Source organism: Caballeronia sp. GAWG1-1 (assembly GCF_023631465.1).
Classification (GTDB): Bacteria; Pseudomonadota; Gammaproteobacteria; order Burkholderiales; family Burkholderiaceae; genus Caballeronia.
The window spans coordinates 383,400-401,480 of record NZ_JALQDB010000032.1; the positions used below are offsets into that span (position 1 = coordinate 383,400).

Genomic DNA, 18,081 nt, shown 5'->3' on the forward strand with positions numbered 1-18,081 from the left:
ATCGATGAGGAGCGCCTTCGCTGTGGCCGTATCGGCATCACTATAAAGCCGAAAACGTTTTCTTCCATAGAGCTTTCAATTTATCTCACGTATCTCAAGGAGTTTCGATGAACCAGCCATCCGCAACGGGCAAACCGTTCAAGCGTCTGCTTCTGACCGGCGGGGCCGGCAATCTCGGGCGCCAGTTGCGGCCCGCGCTTGCGCAGTGGGCCGATGTCGTGCGCGTTTCGGACATCGCACCGCTCGATGACGCAGTCTCCCACGAGGAAGTCAGCGCGGTCGATCTCGCGGACCGCGACGCGGTAATGCGCATGGTGGAAGGCGTCGATGCGATCGTGCATCTCGGCGGCATCTCCATCGACGCGCCCTTCGACGATCTGATCGAAGCGAACATTCGCGGCACTTACAACATCTACGAAGCGGCGCGCCGGCATGGCGTGAAGCGCGTCGTGTTCGCGAGTTCGAATCATGCGATCGGTTTTCATCCGGTCACCGAGGTGCTCGACACGGATTCGCCGCATCGCCCGGACAGTCTCTATGGCGTGACCAAGTGTTTCGGCGAGTCGCTGTCGCGCTACTACTTCGATCGCTTCGGCATCGAGACGGTCAACTTGCGCATTGGCTCGTCGTTCGAGGAGCCGAAGAATCCGCGCATGCTGGTGACTTATCTGAGCTACCGCGACTTCATCGAGCTCGTGCGTTGCTCGCTCTTCGCCAACCGCGTCGGCCATGCGGTGGTGTACGGCGCATCCAACAATCCGGTTAAGTGGTGGGACAACTCGGGCGCGGCGTTTTTGGGCTTCCGTCCGCAAGACAGTTCGGAACAGTTCAACGGACTCTTCCCCACAACCGCGCCGACAGCCGACCGCGACGACCCCGCACAACGCTTTCAAGGCGGTCCATACGTCCTCGGCGAACCGCTGGAGCGCAAGTAATGGCGAGCGTGGAGCGCCTCGAAGCGGCGGGACACGCGGCGGTCGGCGAGTGCCCGGTGTGGCGCGCGGAAGAGGGCGCGCTCTACTGGGTGGATATTCCGGCGCGCAAGTTCGTGCGTCTCGTCGTCGCGAGCGGCGAGCGCAGCGAGTGGACGTTGCCCGAGCAGATCGCGTGTTTTGCATTCGATCCGACGGGAACTGTCGTGGCGGGCATGAAGAGCGGCCTGTTTGCATTCGGCATGCAGTCGACAAAAGACATTCGACCATCGAAGCTGGCCGCACCGAGTTTTCCCGCGCCGGGCATGCGCTTCAACGACGGCCGCTGCGACCGTCAGGGCCGCTTCTGGGCCGGCACGATGGTGCAGGACATGTCGCTCGCAAGTCCGGCTGGCGCGCTGTTCCGGTTCGATACGGACGGCGTGCTGTCGGAGCCTATCGTCGATGGCCTCGTCACCCAGAATGGTCTCGCCTGGTCGCCGGATGGCCGCACGATGTATCTGTCGGATTCGCATCCAACCAAGCGTGTGATCTGGGCATTCGATTTCGATCTCGACACGGGCACACCGCGTAACCGCCGCGTCTTCGCCGATCTGCATGACTATGCGGGCCGTCCCGACGGCGCGGCCGTGGACGCCGACGGCTGTTACTGGACTTGCGCCAACGACGCCGGCCGCCTTTTGCGTTTCACGCCGCGAGGCGAACTCGACCGTGAAATCGCGTTGCCGGCCAGCAAGCCGTCGATGTGCGCGTTCGGCGGCAGCGACCTCTCGACGCTCTACGTAACGTCGATTCGCCCCGGTGCGAACGCCACCGAAGACGACGGCTGCGTCTTCGCGCTGAATCCCGGCGTCAAAGGCCTGCCCGAACCGGCATACGGTGCGATGTTACCGGTCGCATAACGACGGCCTCAAGGAGCGGCAAGTCCGCTCCGCACCTTTAGCAATGCGCGCCGCACCGCAATGGCGCGCAAATATTTAGCGCTAAAGCGAACGAAAGTTCGTGAGGCAGGCTAAACACCACTTCTGTCGTCTCCGCTTAAAGAGTAGGCTGCGCGAGTATCCCAACGTATGCCAGCCAACTACCGATTATTCAATTCGGAGGAGACATAGATGGAGCTTGAAACTCGCACCATGAAGCGCGTGATGTTTCGTCTCGTGCCGTTCCTGATTCTGTGTTACTTCATCGCTTACCTCGATCGCGTCAATGTCGGTTTTGCCGCCTTGCAGATGAACAAGGCGCTCGGCTTTTCGGCGAGTATGTTTGGCTTTGGCGCCGGTATCTTTTTCATTGCCTATTTTTTCTTCGAGGTCCCTTCCAACCTGCTGCTCGAACGTTTCGGTGCACGCCGCTGGATCGCGCGCATCATGTTCACGTGGGGCATTCTTGCGGCCTTGATGGCGTGGATTCCGCACATTGCTCAAGCAACGGGCTTGTCGAACGCTTATGTGTTCTATGGCTTGCGCATTTTGCTTGGCATCGCCGAAGCGGGCTTTTTCCCCGGCATTATTTTCCTGCTAACGCTTTGGTTTCCGGCTAAGTATCGCGGGCGAGTGGTGGGCTACTTCATGGCCGCGATTCCGCTTTCGACCGTGATCGGCGGACCCATTTCCGGCGCCTTGCTGCAAATGGATGGCTTGGCCGGCATGCAAGGCTGGCAATGGCTTTATCTGATCGAAGCGCTGCCCGCATTGGTGCTTGCATTCGTGGTGTTCTTCTATCTGACCGACAAGCCCTCCGACGCTCATTGGCTCGCTGAAGACGAGCGCAAGTGGCTCGTCGAACGTCAGGCGCATGAGCGCGCGCATCGCGAGTCGGTTCATGCGTTTAGCGTGAAGGAAGCGATCTTTAATCCGCGCGTGCTTGCCATTGCCTTGATTTACTTTGGCGCCAACGCAACCAATTACGGCTTGAGCTTCTTCTTGCCGCAGATCGTCAAGGCATTCGGCTTGACGAATTTGCAGACTGGCTTCGTCACGGCCATGCCTTACGCGGTCGGTGTGATCAGCATGGTGCTGTGGGGTCGCCACTCGGACCGCAAGCTCGAGCGTCGCTGGCACGTGGCCATTGCATTGATGGTAGCGGCAGGCGGTATCGCGGCTTCAGCTGGCCTGGATAATCCGGTAGCAAAGATGATTGCGCTTTCCATCGCCGGCTTCGGTATCTTCGGCTGTCTGCCGATTATCTGGACCTTGCCCGCTTCGTTCCTTTCGGGCGCGGCGGCGGCTGGCGGTATTGCCGCAATCAACTCGCTTGGCAATCTCGCGGGCTTCTTCGGGCCGTATGCAATGGGCTGGATCAAGGACAGCACGGGCGGCTTTGGTGCAGGTCTGCTTTGCCTGGCCGGCGCGGGGATGGTGGGCGTCGCGGCGGTATTGCTGCTGCATCACGACCCGGCGCTTGAGAGTATCGATCCGCACGACGAAGTCGATGCCGAGCCGAATCTGGCAAGGTAAAACGCTTAAGGGCCGCCTGAATATTCGGCGGCCCTTTTCAATTTTGCGGCTGGATTCACGCCGTGGCCTGAGCTCTTCGCAATCTCTCCCTGCTGTTGATCAAGTGCAAGCGCATTGCCGTGCGCGCCGAGTCCGCATCGCCGCGTTCGATCGCATCGGCAATCTGCTCGTGCTCGCGATTCACGCGAACCAGATAATCGGCGTAATGGTCGTGTGGAATGGCGGTCGCGGTTAGCCGTGTCCTTGGAAACATCCTTAAACCAAGATGCTCCATGATCTCGACGAAATAGCGATTTCCCGTGGCATGCGCGATTTCCAGATGAAAGCGAAAGTCCGGCGATACGGTGCCATCTTCCTGACCCACGCCGCGCGCAAACTCCGCGAGCGCCGTGCGCATGGTCGCTAGTCTGCCGGCATCGCAACGCATGGCAGCAAGGCCCGCCGATTCGGTTTCCAGACTGATACGCAATTCGAGGATCGCGAGTGCATCCATGGAGCCGGCGACGTCGGCGGGATCGAGCTGCAATAGCGACGAGGTACTCGCTTCGCACACGAACGTACCGATGCCATGACGCGTCTCGACGAGGCCCGCGGCCTGCAGTCGCGATAACGCCTCGCGCACCACGGTGCGGCTCACGCCGAAGCGTTGCACCATCTCCGCCTCGGTCGCGATTCGGCAACCTGCTCGCAATTCCCGCGCGTCGATCTGTGCGCGCAGTGCATCGACGAGCTGTGTGGTCAGACTGCGGCGTGTGCCGTGAGAAGGGGCGGCGACATCCATGGATGCGGATACATTGAACACGTCGACGGAAGGTTCGGGCGTTAGTGTCACAGCGCTCTCTTAGTGTTTTCCAGAGGTTCTGGGAATCGGTCTTTCAACACGTTGACAAATCATTCTGCAAATGATGATATGCGGCATAGAGTGATATGACAACGTACAAGAAATGCGCGCAGGGTAATCCCTAGCATTGCACGCAGGAGACAAAACTCATGGAATCACAGACGGACGCATTGCCGTTGCAGGGCACCCTCGAACCCGAATTGCGCTTCGACCGCTTGCTGCTCACGGGTGCGGCGGGCGGTATCGGTAAAGCCATTCGGCATCGTGTCGCAGAGTTTGCAGAGCATGTGCGAGTGTCGGATCTGCCCGGCGTATTGTCGGGCGATGCAGCGCCTCACGAAGAAATCGCGCCGTGCGATCTGGCAGACCGTCAAGCAGTCGATGCACTCGCCGCCGATTGCGACGCCATTGTCCATCTCGGCGGCGTATCGGTGGAGCGTCCGTTCGAAGAGATACTCGAAGCCAACATCAAGGGCGTCTTCAACCTCTACGAAGCGGCGCGGCTCAACGGCGTAAAGCGCATCGTGTTCGCGAGCTCGAATCACGTCACAGGCTTTTATCGGCAAGACGAACGAATCGATGCCAGCGCGCGCAAGCGTCCCGATGGCTACTACGGCTTGTCGAAGTCGTTCGGCGAGGACATGGCGCAGTTGTACTTCGACCGCTATGGCATCGAGACGGTGAGTATCCGCATCGGCTCCGTTTTTCCCGAGGCCAAGGACCGCCGCATGATGGCGAGCTGGATGAGCTACGACGACTTCCATGATCTGCTGCGCCGCGCGCTGTTCACTCCGGACGTCGGACACACGATCGTTTTCGGCATGTCGGCAAATTCGCATACCTGGTGGGACAACCGTGACGCGTCGGTACTCGGCTTCGAGCCGCGCGACTCGTCCGAGAAGTTCCGCGACAAGGTCGAAGCCACGCCGGCGCCCGCACCGACCGATCCAGTTGCGGTGTATCAGGGCGGCGTGTTCACGGTGACGGGTCCGTTCGATCCGGTGTAATGCATGCGGCATACAGAATGCCGAACTCGCGTAGTCAGTCGTCATACATCCAGAAGTGTCTGACTCGCTCCTTCGAACTGAGGCACGACCGCCATGTTCTCTCTCGACTTTGCTCCGTTATTGCCGTACTGGCCGACGTTCCTTTTAGGCGCGTGGCTCACGCTCAAGATGACGTGCGTGGCGGTGTTCTTTGGCCTCATCCTCGGCATGCTCGTGGCATTTGCCAAGCGCGCGAAGGTGCCGGTGCTGACGCGCCTCTGCATCATCTATATCGAGGCGGTGCGCAACACGCCGTTTCTCGTGCAGATCTTCCTGCTGTATTTCGGGCTGGCGAGTATAGGCTTGCGCATGCCGACCTTTGCCGCGGCTGCGCTCGCCATGACCATCAACATCGGCGCTTATGCCGCCGAGATCATTCGCGCGGGTCTGGAATCGGTGCCACGCGGGCAGATCGAGGCAGCAGAGTGCCTGGGTCTTTCGCGCTGGCGCATCGGCTGGAATGTGATGTTGCAGCCCTCTATCGAGAAGGTTTATCCGGCGCTCACGAGCCAGTTCCTGTTGATGATGCAAGCCTCGGCAATCGCTTCGCAAATCTCCGCCGAGGAACTGACCGCCGTTGCCAACACCGTGCAGTCGGATACCTTCCGCTCGCTCGAAACCTATATCGTCGTCGCGCTGCTCTATCTCGGGCTGTCGCTCATCATTAAGCTCATTGCATGGGCTGTCGGTGAGCATCTGTTCAAGCGGCGCCGCGCCATCCGTCTTGCCGCAAAACGCGCGGGCAAGACGCCGCCGGACTCCCCGCGCATCGATACCGTCATTCCCGGAGGTGCGGCATGAGCGGCGGATTCACGGCATCGCATTTTGTGTACCTCGTGCAATCGATCGGCTGGACGCTAGTGCTCTCCATGCTTGCGTTCGTGCTCGGCGGTATCGGTGGATTCCTCGTCATGCTGGCGCGCATCTCGCCGCGCCTCTGGCTCGCGCGCACAGCCATCGTGTTTATCGAGGCGATTCAGGGCATTCCGTTGCTGATCCTGCTGTTCATCGTGTACTTCGGGTTATCCGTGTATGGCTATCAGGTACCCGCGCTCGTTGCGGCGGGTCTTGCGCTGATGGTTTATTCGAGCGCGTATCTTGGCGACATCTGGCGCGGCTGCGTCGAAGCCATGCCCAAGCCGCAATGGGAAGCCGCCGAGTGCCTGTCGCTGTCGCGCTGGCAGAGTCTGAGGCTCGTCATCATCCCGCAGGCGATGCGGCTCGCCTTGCCGCCCACGGTCGGCTTTCTCGTGCAGATCATCAAGATGACTTCGCTCGCCTCCGTGATCGGCTTTATCGAACTCACGCGCGCAGGGCAGATCATCAACAACTCGATCTTTCAGCCGTTCCTCATCTTCGGACTGGTCGGCGCTTTCTATTTCGTCCTGTGCTATCCGCTTTCGCGCTGGAGCCAATCGATGGAGAATAAGCTCAATGTCAGCAATCGTTAAGGTCGACGAGGTCTACAAGAGCTTCGGCTCCAATCAGGTGCTGAAAGGCGTCTCGTTCGATGTCAACAAGGGCGAGATGATCGCCGTGATCGGTGCGAGCGGTTCCGGCAAGAGCACGGCGTTACGCTGTATCGATCGGTTGGAAACTATCGACCAAGGGCAGATAGAGGTATGCGGCATTCGCGTGGACGATCCGAAGGTGGATCTGCATCTCTTGAGGCGCGAAGTCGGCATCGTGTTTCAAAGCTATAACCTCTTTCCGCACCTAACGGTCGAAGAAAACATCATGCTCGCATTGCGGCACGTGAAGAAGTTATCGCGTGACGAAGCGAGACGCGTCGCGCTCAACGTGCTCGAACAAGTCGGGCTTGGGCAGAAGGCCGATGCCTATCCCGAGCAATTGTCGGGCGGACAACAGCAACGCGTGGCGATCGCACGATCACTTGCTATGAACCCCAAGGTCATGTTGTTCGACGAAGTGACTTCCGCGCTCGATCCGCAACTCACGGGAGAAGTGCTGCGTGTCATGGAAGACCTCGCGGCCGATGGCATGACCATGCTGCTCGTCACGCATGAAATGGCGTTCGCCAAGCGCGTGGCGGACCGCATCATCTATATGCATCAGGGCAAGGTGTGGGAAGTGGGCGACGGCAGCATGCTCGATGCGCCACGCACGCCCGAATTGCGAGCGTTTCTGAACAACGGCCTTTGAACGGCATTTTTTCAATCCAAGAAGACGGAGACATCACTTGAAAGCACAGAAACACATTGCACGCGCATGCGTGGCGGCATTGATGATGGCAGGCGCCATTCACAGCGCAATGGCCGATCAGCTCGATGACATCAAGAAGGCCGGCGTCGTGCGCGTTGCCATCGCAATGGGCACGCCGCTCTTCAGTTACGCCGACGAAAACCTCAAGCCCGCAGGCTCGGATGTCGATACCGCCGCCGCGCTCGCAAAAGATCTCGGCGTCAAGCTCGAACTCGTGCAGATCACTAACGCCGCGCGCATTCCGACCTTGCAGGCAAAGCGCGCCGACCTCGTGATCGCCGACTTGTCGATCACGCCGGAGCGCGCAAAGGTCGTCGATTTCTCGATTCCCTATGCGGTGATCACCATCATCGTGGGTGGGCTTAAGAGCATCAAGGTGAAGGACTATGCGGACCTCGATGGCAAGACCATCGGGCTCACGCGTGCAACGGTCAACGACACGCTGACGACGCAGCAAGCGAAGGGCGCGCAAATTCAGCGCTATGAAGACGACGCCACGCTCATCACGTCGATGGTCGCGGGTCAGATCGACATCTTCTCCAGCACGCCGTCGAACCTTCAGGAAATGCAGAAACGTGCGCCCGCACGCAATATCGAACTCAAGTTCGAACAGAAGAACTTCGATCTCGGCATTGCGATGAACAAGGATCAACCGGCTCTGAAAGAGTGGGTGGACAAGTGGGTCAGCACGAACCAGAAGAACGGCAACCTCAACGCGATCTACAAGAAGTTCCACGGACGCGATCTGCCCGACGCCGTCCGCAAGGGCTGAACGAATGCCGGCGACATGCGTATGTCGCCGGCATTGTTCTTTACGCTAGAGGAATGCGCGGTGCGTCGAGCGGGCGCAGCTTGCCCGGATGCACGACACGACACAAGGCTTCGACAAAGAAGAAGTCGCCGAACATGGTCGCGCCATCCACGCCAATGTTGTGCGGCTTCGAATAGCAGGAGTTGTGCAGCAGGCCGTGTTCGCCGTCCTTGGTGAACTCATCGCGGCACAACGCTTCGAGCATCGCGACTCCGTGACGGCTCCATTTTGCCGCGGCATCCGCCGATGGATGAATGCGCGCCAGTTCGAGCAAAGCCGATGCGACGATAGCGGCGGCGGCCGTGTCCTTGATGTCGGCATCGCTGCCGGTTGCGTCGAAGTCCCAAGGGGGAATCTGACGGCCATCGAGACGGCGCAGATAGTATTCGGCCAGACGCTCGGCGAGTTCAATGTACGCGAGCTTGCCCGTTTCGCGCGCGGAATTCGCATACCCGTAGATCGCCCAGGCCTGACCGCGGCTCCATGCAGACTCGTCGAATGCGCCTTGAAAAGTGTAGCCACGTTTGCGCGCGCCCGTTTCGAGATCGTATTCGACGGCGTGATACGTCGAGTCGTCGGGACGCACGAAGGCGCGTGCAGTCATCGCGGCATGCGCGTCCGCTGCATGCCGATAGCTGCCGTCATCGGCATGATTCGCCGCCCAGTAGAGCAGCGAGAGATTGGCCATCGTATCGATTGCGGATGCACTTCTGCCGCGCGGATCGGCGAGCGGTCCCCATGACGCGAGATAAGCGCCATCGCGCGTGGTGACGAGGCGGGCGCGCAGTTTGTCCGCCGCCTTCAACGCGATATCGGCAAAGCGTGCATCGCCCGTGATGTGATGACCGGGCACCGCGCTGCTGTCGAAGATGAAGCCGATGTCATGCGTGTTCGGATCGTCCGCGCGTTGTTCGACGAGCAGCATGCGCGCACGCGCCCATTCGAGAAATTTCGCGTCACCGGTATGAAGATGCGACGTGAGCAAAAGGCCTACCCAGAAGCCACAGAACCAGTTGCCGTGACTCCAGGCGTCGCCGTCATAGCCGGCGGATAGCGAAGCGGGCAGACGCACCCATTCGCCATCGGGACCCGTGACTTGCGGAAAATCGACACCGAAACTCAATTCATCGGCCGCGACTTTTACAGCCGTGCGGTCGAGCGTTTCGCGAAAGAGCCGCGTCTGGTCCTGCGTGAGTGAATAGATATCGGAAAGCGGGGTTGTAGCGTTCGACACTTTGTCTCCTGTGGACGAGAGCGGACGCGCTTAATTCGCGCTTGTCTCATGCAAGTGGGTTGCAGAATACGTTGAACACGCACGTCGATTTTAAAAACCCATGCTCACGCGACGTTAGGATGAAACGCGGGATCTGTTGGACATTTCTGCATGGAATACCGAATGCGCGTTCAAATATGCAACTTGTCGAGGCTGCGGCGATAGTCGATCGGTGAGCGGCCTGTGTGCTTGCGAAAGCACCGGCTGAAATAAGCGGGGTCGTCGAAAGAGAGTTGCGATGCGATCTCCGCGACGTTCACTTCGGAATGCAGCAGCAAGCGCTTGGCTTCGAGCATGACGCGTTCGCGTATCAGCTTTGCAGCCGTGCTGCCGAGCGCCGCGCGCGTGGCTTCGTTGAGCGCGCGCTCGGTCACGTTGAGCAGACGCGCATAGTCGGCGGCATCGTTCATCGAGCGAAAATGCTTCTCCAGAAGGCTTTTGAAGCGGCGCGACAACAACACGTTACGCGACGTGCCCGACTCCGTGACCGCTGCCGCGCTGCTCATGCGCGCGGCCTTGAGCAAAAAGATACGCAGATAAGCCCAGATTGCATCCTGATGGCCGTGCAGTTCCGAGCGATACTCGTCCATCATGCCGTCGATGAGACGCATCATTTCATGCGCTTGCGCGTCGTTCAGATAGACCGCTGCGGCAAGCTGATCGAAGTCGTGCACCGGCACTTCGGTTTCCGAATGCCGGTTCTGCACGCGAAACGAAAAGAACTCGGATGAGAAGCTGATCGACCAGCCGACCGTATCGGGGGATAGAACGAAGTCGTGTATCTGGCCTGGTGCCATGAAGAACAGCGACTGCGGACGCACCTCGTAACGCACCGAGTCGATGACATGATGACCCGTGCCCGTCACCACCCAGGCGATGTGATAGAAGTCATGCCGATGCGGATAAGGCAGTGTCGACTTCATGACTTCGAGCGGCGCAAAGTGGAAGTCCATCGACTTGACGTGCGCGCCATATTCGTAGTTCTCGATCTTGATGACCGGAACGTGGCAACCACATGCGGTACTCAACTTTCGTCTCCTGCGGGCGGCGCTTCATTCGTGCTGCGCTCGTTTTCGCGGCGCTACATCGAAGTCTAACGAATGCTTGCGCCGCCCGTAACTGGCGGATTCCCCGACGCGTCTCATTCGAACTTGAGTTCTTTTAGCGCGGAAAGCCCGCTCAGCACGACCTTGCCGCGTTGATTGCGAACCATGGTGTCCATCACGAGAATTCGCTTGGCGTCCTTCTTCTCCACCACGGTCACGTTGATGGTGATGGTGTCGTCGATGAACACTGGCCCCAGAAAACGCAGTTCTTGTCCGACATAAGCGAAGCCCGGACCGGTCAGTCGCGTGTGTGCGGCCGAGACGAGCGAGGCCGTCAACAGGCCGTGCACGACGCGTCTTCCGAACGGTGAGCGCTCCGCAAACGCTTGCTCCATGTGCAGGGGATTCAGATCGCCCGACAGATGACCGAACGCATTGACCGCCGATTCGACCACGGTGTGGACGTCCACCTGCGAGCGGCCGATTTCCACATCGTCGAAGCGCAGCAGTTCGGGTGCTGCGGGAGCAGCGTGTAGTTGGGCGCTCATGCATTTCTCCTCGAAGTCAGCGCGATGCCGGCATCGACTAGTTCGTCGATCCGCGTAGTGTCATAACCCAGTTCGGCCAGCACCTCACGTGTGTGCTCGCCCTGTCGCGGAGGATGCCGTCGCATGGGCGGCGCCTCGCCGTCATAGCGCACCGGATGCGCAAGTACGCGTATCGGTCCCGCCTCTTCGTGTTCGAACGACATGATCATCTGGTTATGCGCGACTTGAGGGTCGACCTCGACCTGCTCGTAGTCGTTGACCGGCGCGAACCAGATATCGTGCTCCTCGAAGACGCGCATCCATGTTTCTGTCGTGCGCCTGGTCAACGCGTCATAGACCAGTCGATTGATTTCATCGCGACGCCGCACGTTGTCTTTCGGATGCGTGAACTCGGCGAGCGCGGGGACATCGAGCGCATTGGAGAGCTTCTGCGTCGGTGTAAGCGAGATCGCGATATGACCGTCGAGCGTTTTATAGACGCCATAGGGCGCAGGATGAAAGCGGCTGCCCGTTGGCGGCTGGGTGCGCTGCCAGAGCGGACCCTTGTTCATGTAGTACGTGAAAGGCTCGATCTGCAAATCCAGTGCCGCGTTCAGCAAATTGCTCTCGACACGCGTACCCATACCCGTGCGTTCGCGCGACTGAAGTGCAGCAACCACGCCAAACGCTGCCAGCACCGCTGCATGTTGATCGACAATAGCGGAGCCTACAGGCGTCGGCGGCGAATCGGCTTCACCTGAAAGCATGGTCATGCCGCTCATCGCTTGTAATAGCAGGTCTTGTCCCGGGCGCTTGAGATAGGGACCCGACGATCCATAACCCGTGCACGAGCAATACACGAGACGCGGGTTGACCTCGTGCACTTGCGCATAGCCGAAGCCCATCTTGTCGAGCACACCGGGGCGGTAGTTCTCTATCAATACGTCGGCTTCGCGGATCAGACGCCACACGATTTCACGCGCGGCTTCCTCACGCAAGTCGAGCGAGATGCTGCGCTGATTGCGATTGCCCAGCAGAAAAAACACGCTCACGCCTTCGACGAAAGCGTCCGCGCCGGTCCAGCTTCGCTCGAACGCGCCGCCCGGTGGCTCGATCTTGATGACATCCGCACCGACATCGGCGAGCATCTGCACGGCGGCGGGCCCTTGCAGAAAATGGGTGAAACTCAGTACCTTGATGCCTTCCAGCATAAACTCCCCCTTCGTCCGCGCGTTATCAGGCAAGCGCCGCACGCGCGATGATCATGCGTTGTATTTCGGATGTCCCTTCGACGATCTCGAGCACCTTGGCGTCGCCGAATGCACGCGCTACCGGATACTCCGCCATCACGCCGTAACCGCCGTGTATCTGCAATGCCTGATGCGCCGCGTGCATCGCCTGTTCCGAGGCGAAGAGCTTGGCTTGCGATGCCTGCATGTCGAACGGCGCGCCGCTGTCCTTCAATGTGGCGGCGTCGTAAAGCATGAGACGTGCGGCATGCGCGTGCGTCGCCATGTCGGCGACCTTGAATTGCAGGCCTTGAAACTCCGCTATCGCGCGGCCGAACGCGCGGCGCGTCTTCATGTATTCGACGGACCGTTCGAGCGAGCCTTGCAAGATGCCGAGCGCAAGCGCGCCGATTAAAATGCGGCCCGTGCTGATCTGCGCGAGCGTCTGACGCAAACCCGCGCCGCGTTCACCAAGCAAATTCTCTGCGGGAATCGCGCAGTTTTCGAAGAACAACTCGTGCGTGATCGAAGCGCGCCAGCCGATCTTGCGCAGCTTGCGGCCCGTTTGATAGCCAGTAGTGCCCGAAGGCACGATGAAGTTCGAAATCTCTTTCTTGCCATCGGCACGCGTACCGGTCACAGCCGCGATTACCACCGGCCCGCCGAGTTCAGTGCCCGAGTTGCTGATGAAAGTCTTCGCGCCATCGATGACCCAGCGCTCGCCATCGAAGCGCGCACGTGTGGCGATGTTGGCCGCATCCGATCCCGCATCGGGCTCGGACAAACCGATCGAACCGATCTGGCGGCCTTCGAGAATAGGCCTTAAATAAAGGTCCTTTTGCGTCGATGTGCCGTAGTTCGACAAGAGACTCGCGACAGTCGAATTGGCCATCAAGGCGTTCGCGACCGCGCAATCCACGCGCGCCAGTTCTTCTAGCACGATGACAAACGAAAGCCAGTCGCCACCGCCACCGCCCCATTGCTCCGCATAAGGCAGGCCGGTGAAGCCAAGCTCGCCGGCTTGACGCCAGATATCGTAGGGAAAGGCTTCTTGCTCCCAGAGCTCCTCGGAATGCGGTGCAATCTCTTTGTCGGCAAAGCGGCGAACGGCTTCACGAATCATGGCGTGCTCTTCGCCGAGCCAGTGAGGCAAACGATGTATCGTGCTCATTCAGTCACCGTCACGGTCGAGGCGCGCCGTGCAAGGCGCTTTTCCATGAACTGCCTCAAGCCCGCGCGCGCGCCTTCACTCGTGAAATTCACCGCGTATTGCGCTGCTTCAAAGTCGAGTCCTGCGGACAAGGGCATTTCGTTCGCGCGATTGAGCGCGCGCTTCGCCATTTCCATTGCGAAGGGGTCGTAGACGGCGAGTGTTTCGGCGAACTCGCGCACTGTATCGAACAATGCATCGTGTTCGACGATCTCGTGCAGAAAGCCGAACGACGCGCATTCCTGAGCCGTATGACGCCGCCCGCTCAACACGAATCGCTTGGCGCAGGCGAGCCCCATCTTGGCGACGGCAAGTTGCGTGCCACCCCAGCCTGGCATGGTATTGAGCGTGATCTCGGGAAACCCGAAGCTCGCTTTCGTCGATGCAATCACGAAGTCGCAGGCAAGCGCCAATTCGAAACCGCCGCCTAGCGCGAAGCCATTGACCATTGCGATGGTCGGCTTGGCGCTTTCATGCAGGCGCAACAACGCGCGCTGCCCGGCTACCATGTCACGATACGCGCCCGCGCTGTCGAGCGTGACCAGTCGCTCGATATCGTTGCCGGCAGCGAAGGCCTTGGGACCGCTACCCGTGATGGCAATAACGCGCGTTGCATCGTCGGCGAGTGCATCGTCGAGTCCTGCTTCGAGCGCCGCGAGCATTTCCGGCGTGAAGGCATTGAGTTTATCGGCGCGGTTGAGCGTCAGGAGACGCAGCGCGCCGTGCTGTTCCGCTATGACGGGCGAGGTGTTCATCAGCATCGTGTCACAGCACCTTGAGGTAAGTCTTGCCCGATGCCACGACCACGCCGTCTTGCCGCGTGACATCGGCGACGAATACGCACACGTTGCGCTCTTCATCCTTCTCTTCGAGCGTGAGACGCGCAGTGACCGTATCGCCTATAAACACCGGCGCATTGAACGTGATGTCATAGCGATACGACACCGCGCCCGGACTCGGCGCCTTCGCCGCCATATGGCCCATGACTGTCGAAAGAAAGCCGACCGAGAGACAGCCTTGCGCAATGCGCTTCTCGAAGCGCGTGGTCTTGGCGAACTCTTCGTTCAGATGCACGGCGTAAAAGTCGCCGACTATCCCGGCAAATCCATAGATGTCGTATTCGGATACGGTCTTTGCGAAATCGGCGGTATCGCCGATTGCATAACAGTCCATGTGCGGGCGTTTGGCCATGTTGACGAACCAGTGTATTAGGTGGGGTAAACACGGCGTATCGCTTGCGAGCGACACACCGTCAACGTGGAAGTCACTTTAAAGATGCGCTTGGTTCACGCGGTAGGACGGTTCGCGCGATCTTTTGGACTTTTTAGCGTCACGTCGCGTTTGCATGGAAACCAGCGTTAAAAAGTACAAGAAATCTGGAGCCTGGTCCTAACGCACCGTTGACGCGATCACAAATACTTGCGTCAACCCGTCGCTCTTCGACATGCACGACACATGAGGCACAAGAAGAGGCAGAAGGCGGTGTCCATATCGTGAAGAACGTGGGAAGGAGACAACATGAATTCGCTTTTCAAGGCGCATCGCTCGTTGCGCGTGACGATGAGCGCCGTGCTCGCCGCATTGTGCGTCGCCGCAACAGGCAGCGCGATGGCGCAGGACAAGGTCGTGATGAAGCTTGGCCATACGCTCGCACCGGACAATCACTATCAACTGACCGCGCAGGTCTTCGCCAAGGAAGTCGCGCAACGCACGCATGGCCATGTCGAGATTCAGCTCTTTCCCCAATCGCAACTCGGGGGCGAAGTGCAGATGGCGCAGGCGTTGCGCACCGGCACGCAGGAACTCATGATCTCCGCGCAAGCGCCTATCGACAATACGATCAAGCAATGGCAGATTTTCGACATGCCTTATCTCTTCAGCAGCATGGATGAGGCGAACAAGGTGCTGCAAGGACCCGTCGGCCGCAAGTATCTCGACATGATGCAGCCGGTCAACATGGTCGGTCTCACGTGGCTTGCTGTCGGCGAACGCAATCTCTTCACGACCAAACGTCCGGTCACGTCGCTTGCCGACATGAAGGACCTGAAGGTGCGCGTGATGCAAAGCCCCGGCTATATCGCGGGCTATAAGGCGCTCGGCGCGAACCCCACGCCGCTCGCCTATAACCAGTTGTTCCTCGCGCTGTCGCAAGGCCTCGTCGATGGCGCGGACACATCGCCCGAGCAATTCGTGCAGGACAAGTTCTCCGACGTCGCCAAGCATTTCTATGTGACGCACGTGAACTACCTGCCCGTCGTGCTCGCGATGAGCAAGAGCGCCTGGACCAAGCTGTCGCCTGCTGACCAGAAGGCTTTTCAAGAGTCAGCCGCGGTCGCCGCCGATTTCGACCTGAAGGAGTACAAGCGCGAATACGACGCCGCACTCGCGACGATGAAGGCCAAGGGCATTCAAGTGACGATGGTCGACACTGCGCCGTGGGCCGAAGCCACGAAGTCCGCGCGTGACGAACTCGTTGCGAAGATTCCGGATGGCGCCGCGCTCTACGCCGAGATGAACGCGGCCAAGCAGGCCTCGTCCGTGGCATCCAAATGACGCCTTTGTCACCGGAAGTGCCGGAGGAAACCCGTATGGAAAAGCTCGCGCGTGGCTTGATGTTCATCGACGACATGGTTCTGAAGCTGAACCTGTTCGTCAGCAGTTGCCTCTTGCTGGCAGCGGTGATCGTCGCCGGTCTCGGGGTCGTGTTCCGCTTCGTGCTGCACGACTCGCTTTCGTGGTCCGACGAAGCCGCGGCGTATCTCTTCGTCTGGCTCACGTGCCTGGGTGCGGCGGCAGGCGTCAAGTTACGCGCACATCCTGAAGTGCGCGTGCTGGCCGATCGCGTGCCGGCGGCGATCGCGCCCTTGCTCAAGGACTTCACGGACTGCGCGATTCTCGCGCTCGGCGCCGTGTTCGTCGCGTATGGCTCGGACATGCTCGCGTTGATGGGCACGGAGACAGCCGCATCGATTCCCATCTCGATGGTCTATCCGTATCTTTCCATTCCCGTGTGCGGCGCGTTGCTCGTGTTTCATTCGCTGGTGCGCATCGTCGTGTCGCACCTCGCGCCGCAGACGCAGACCAACGCCACTTTGATCGAAGGCGTGTCCGACCATCTCTAGGATAAAGACATCATGTGGGCAATCGCTCTAGGCGCAGGGCTGCTTGGCCTCGGTGTACCGGTGGCCATCTGTATTGGTATCGCGGCGACGCTGGCGTTGTCGATCAATGGCACGCCGCTGCTCGTCATTCCGCAACAGCTCTTCTCGAACCTCAATAACGTGGGTCTGCTCGCGATTCCGTTCTTCATGCTCACGGGCGCGATCATGGATTCGGGCGGCGTTTCGCGACGCATCATCGAGTTTTCGCAAGCGCTCGTCGGCTTCATGCGTGGCGGTATCGGACAGGTCACGATTGTTGCGAGCATGTTCTTCGCGGACCTCTCGGGATCGGCCACGGCGGATACGGCGGCGATCGGCTCCGTGATGATTCCGGGCATGGTGAAGAAGGGCTATTCGCGTGCGTTCGCGGTGGCATTGCAATCGGCGGCGGGATCGCTCGGGCTGCTTTCGCCGGTATCGATGAGCATGCTCGTCTATGCTTACACGGCGAATGTATCGGTAGGCACAATGTTTATTGCCGGTATCTTGCCGATGCTCCTAGTGGTCGCTTCGTTCATGATCGTGAACTACGTGACCGCCGTGCGCAACGACTACAGCGCGGTCGAGCCGTTCAGCGCACGCAAGTTGTGGACTACGTTTCGCGAAGCATTCTGGGCCTTGCTCACGCCGATCATCATTCTGGGCGGCATTCTTGGCGGCATCTTCACGCCGGTCGAGGCAGGCGTGGTTGCGGCGGTGTACGTCACGCTGGTGAGCGCGTTCAACTTCCGCACCTTGAAGCTCTCGCATTTCAAGGAGATTCTCGTCAAGACGTCGGTGAACACGACGCGCGTGTCGTTCCTGTTGGGTCTTGCCTTCGTGCTCGGCCGGTATCTGATCGAAGCGCAAATTCCCTTGCATGTGGCGAACAGTTTCCTTGCGATCACGACGAGCGCGATCATCCTGCTCATTCTCATCAACCTGTTTCTGATCGCGGCGCATACGGTGCTCGAAACCATTTCGAGTATCGCGGTGATAATCCCGGTGTTCCTGCCGCTCGTCGTGCAGATGCATATCGATCCCGTCGTATTCGGCGTGATCGTGCTGATCAATTCGGCTATCGGCATCAATCTTCCACCTATTGGCTTCTGCCTCTTCACGGCGGCGTCCATTGGTGGTGTATCGGTCGAAAAGGCGACGCGTGCGATTCTGCCTTTCATTCTCGCGCTCGTGATCGACTTACTGCTGATCATTTTCTTCCCGCATATTCCGCAGTTTCTGCCGCATCTGATGTCGATGAAATAACGTTCGACGACCTTTGAAAACGCTTCACCAGGGGCCTGGTCTTCGGACCGGGCCCTTGGTATGACAGCACGGTTTACGACG

General features: G+C 59.5%; 19 protein-coding genes. 11 read left to right on the top strand and 8 right to left on the bottom strand.

Features of this window, described 5'->3' with window-relative positions; genetic code table 11:
• Positions 1–107: 107 nt before the first annotated feature.
• From NCT03_RS22930 to NCT03_RS22940, 3 genes are all read left to right on the top strand, one after another.
• Positions 108–935: an NAD-dependent epimerase/dehydratase family protein gene (locus NCT03_RS22930; protein WP_250494039.1), complete on the top strand. Its 828-nt coding sequence runs from the start codon at positions 108–110 to the stop codon at positions 933–935.
• Positions 935–1,834 (top strand): SMP-30/gluconolactonase/LRE family protein, encoded by a 900-nt coding sequence (locus NCT03_RS22935; protein ID WP_250494040.1) that lies wholly within the window; start codon positions 935–937, stop codon positions 1,832–1,834. Before NCT03_RS22930 ends, NCT03_RS22935 begins: the two co-directional genes overlap by 1 nt.
• A 210-nt stretch (positions 1,835–2,044) precedes the next feature.
• A complete protein-coding gene (locus NCT03_RS22940) occupies positions 2,045–3,388 on the top strand; it encodes an MFS transporter (protein WP_244831343.1) in 1,344 nt (447 codons plus the stop codon).
• A 55-nt stretch (positions 3,389–3,443) separates the two neighbouring features.
• On the opposite strand, the gene NCT03_RS22945 is transcribed toward NCT03_RS22940, so the two are convergent.
• Positions 3,444–4,169: a FadR/GntR family transcriptional regulator gene (locus tag NCT03_RS22945; protein WP_250494060.1), complete on the bottom strand. Its 726-nt coding sequence runs from the start codon at positions 4,167–4,169 to the stop codon at positions 3,444–3,446.
• 209 nt (positions 4,170–4,378) lie between these two features.
• On the opposite strand from NCT03_RS22945, the gene NCT03_RS22950 reads away from it, so the two are divergent.
• The 5 genes from NCT03_RS22950 to NCT03_RS22970 all read left to right on the top strand — a co-directional run bounded on the left by NCT03_RS22950 (position 4,379) and on the right by NCT03_RS22970 (position 8,270).
• Positions 4,379–5,236 (top strand): NAD-dependent epimerase/dehydratase family protein, encoded by an 858-nt coding sequence (locus tag NCT03_RS22950; protein ID WP_250494041.1) that lies wholly within the window; start codon positions 4,379–4,381, stop codon positions 5,234–5,236.
• 93 nt (positions 5,237–5,329) lie between these two features.
• Positions 5,330–6,076 (top strand): amino acid ABC transporter permease, encoded by a 747-nt coding sequence (locus tag NCT03_RS22955; protein ID WP_250468002.1) that lies wholly within the window; start codon positions 5,330–5,332, stop codon positions 6,074–6,076.
• On the top strand, positions 6,073–6,726 hold the full coding sequence (locus NCT03_RS22960; protein ID WP_244831347.1) for an amino acid ABC transporter permease: 654 nt from the start codon (positions 6,073–6,075) through the stop codon (positions 6,724–6,726). Before NCT03_RS22955 ends, NCT03_RS22960 begins: the two co-directional genes overlap by 4 nt.
• Positions 6,710–7,438, top strand: coding sequence for an amino acid ABC transporter ATP-binding protein (locus tag NCT03_RS22965; protein WP_244831348.1), 729 nt, complete (start codon positions 6,710–6,712; stop codon positions 7,436–7,438). The genes NCT03_RS22960 and NCT03_RS22965 overlap by 17 nt, the downstream gene beginning before the upstream one ends.
• A gap of 37 nt (positions 7,439–7,475) precedes the next feature.
• Positions 7,476–8,270 carry a transporter substrate-binding domain-containing protein gene (locus tag NCT03_RS22970; protein ID WP_244831349.1) on the top strand — a complete coding sequence of 265 codons (795 nt, stop codon included), beginning with the start codon at positions 7,476–7,478 and terminating at the stop codon, positions 8,268–8,270.
• A gap of 40 nt (positions 8,271–8,310) precedes the next feature.
• Here NCT03_RS22970 and NCT03_RS22975 read toward each other — a convergent pair whose 3' ends face one another.
• The 7 genes from NCT03_RS22975 to NCT03_RS23005 all read right to left on the bottom strand — a co-directional run bounded on the left by NCT03_RS22975 (position 8,311) and on the right by NCT03_RS23005 (position 14,785).
• Positions 8,311–9,543, bottom strand: a complete 1,233-nt coding sequence (locus NCT03_RS22975) for an AGE family epimerase/isomerase (protein WP_250494042.1) — start codon at positions 9,541–9,543, stop codon at positions 8,311–8,313.
• Positions 9,544–9,713: 170 nt separating this feature from the next.
• Entirely contained in the window at positions 9,714–10,610 is an 897-nt protein-coding gene (locus NCT03_RS22980) for a helix-turn-helix domain-containing protein (protein WP_244831351.1), read from the bottom strand.
• Positions 10,611–10,723: 113 nt separating this feature from the next.
• Complete coding sequence (locus tag NCT03_RS22985; RefSeq protein WP_244831352.1) at positions 10,724–11,176, bottom strand: MaoC family dehydratase; 453 nt, start codon at positions 11,174–11,176, stop codon at positions 10,724–10,726.
• Entirely contained in the window at positions 11,173–12,366 is a 1,194-nt protein-coding gene (locus NCT03_RS22990; protein WP_250494043.1) for a CaiB/BaiF CoA transferase family protein, read from the bottom strand. Before NCT03_RS22990 ends, NCT03_RS22985 begins: the two co-directional genes overlap by 4 nt.
• 25 nt (positions 12,367–12,391) lie before the next feature.
• Positions 12,392–13,555: an acyl-CoA dehydrogenase family protein gene (locus NCT03_RS22995; protein ID WP_250494044.1), complete on the bottom strand. Its 1,164-nt coding sequence runs from the start codon at positions 13,553–13,555 to the stop codon at positions 12,392–12,394.
• Entirely contained in the window at positions 13,552–14,355 is an 804-nt protein-coding gene (locus NCT03_RS23000) for an enoyl-CoA hydratase/isomerase family protein (protein WP_244831355.1), read from the bottom strand. The genes NCT03_RS22995 and NCT03_RS23000 overlap by 4 nt, the downstream gene beginning before the upstream one ends.
• Before the next feature lie 4 nt (positions 14,356–14,359).
• On the bottom strand, positions 14,360–14,785 hold the full coding sequence (locus NCT03_RS23005; RefSeq protein WP_244831356.1) for a MaoC family dehydratase: 426 nt from the start codon (positions 14,783–14,785) through the stop codon (positions 14,360–14,362).
• Between the two features lie 327 nt (positions 14,786–15,112).
• On the opposite strand from NCT03_RS23005, the gene NCT03_RS23010 reads away from it, so the two are divergent.
• From NCT03_RS23010 to NCT03_RS23020, 3 genes are read left to right on the top strand one after another with little or no spacing between them, the layout of a single operon-like run.
• On the top strand, positions 15,113–16,147 hold the full coding sequence (locus tag NCT03_RS23010; protein WP_244831357.1) for a TRAP transporter substrate-binding protein: 1,035 nt from the start codon (positions 15,113–15,115) through the stop codon (positions 16,145–16,147).
• Positions 16,144–16,716 (top strand): TRAP transporter small permease, encoded by a 573-nt coding sequence (locus NCT03_RS23015; RefSeq protein ID WP_250494045.1) that lies wholly within the window; start codon positions 16,144–16,146, stop codon positions 16,714–16,716. Before NCT03_RS23010 ends, NCT03_RS23015 begins: the two co-directional genes overlap by 4 nt.
• Positions 16,717–16,728: 12 nt before the next feature.
• On the top strand, positions 16,729–18,000 hold the full coding sequence (locus NCT03_RS23020; RefSeq protein ID WP_250494046.1) for a TRAP transporter large permease: 1,272 nt from the start codon (positions 16,729–16,731) through the stop codon (positions 17,998–18,000).
• The last annotated feature ends 81 nt before the right edge of the window (positions 18,001–18,081 follow it).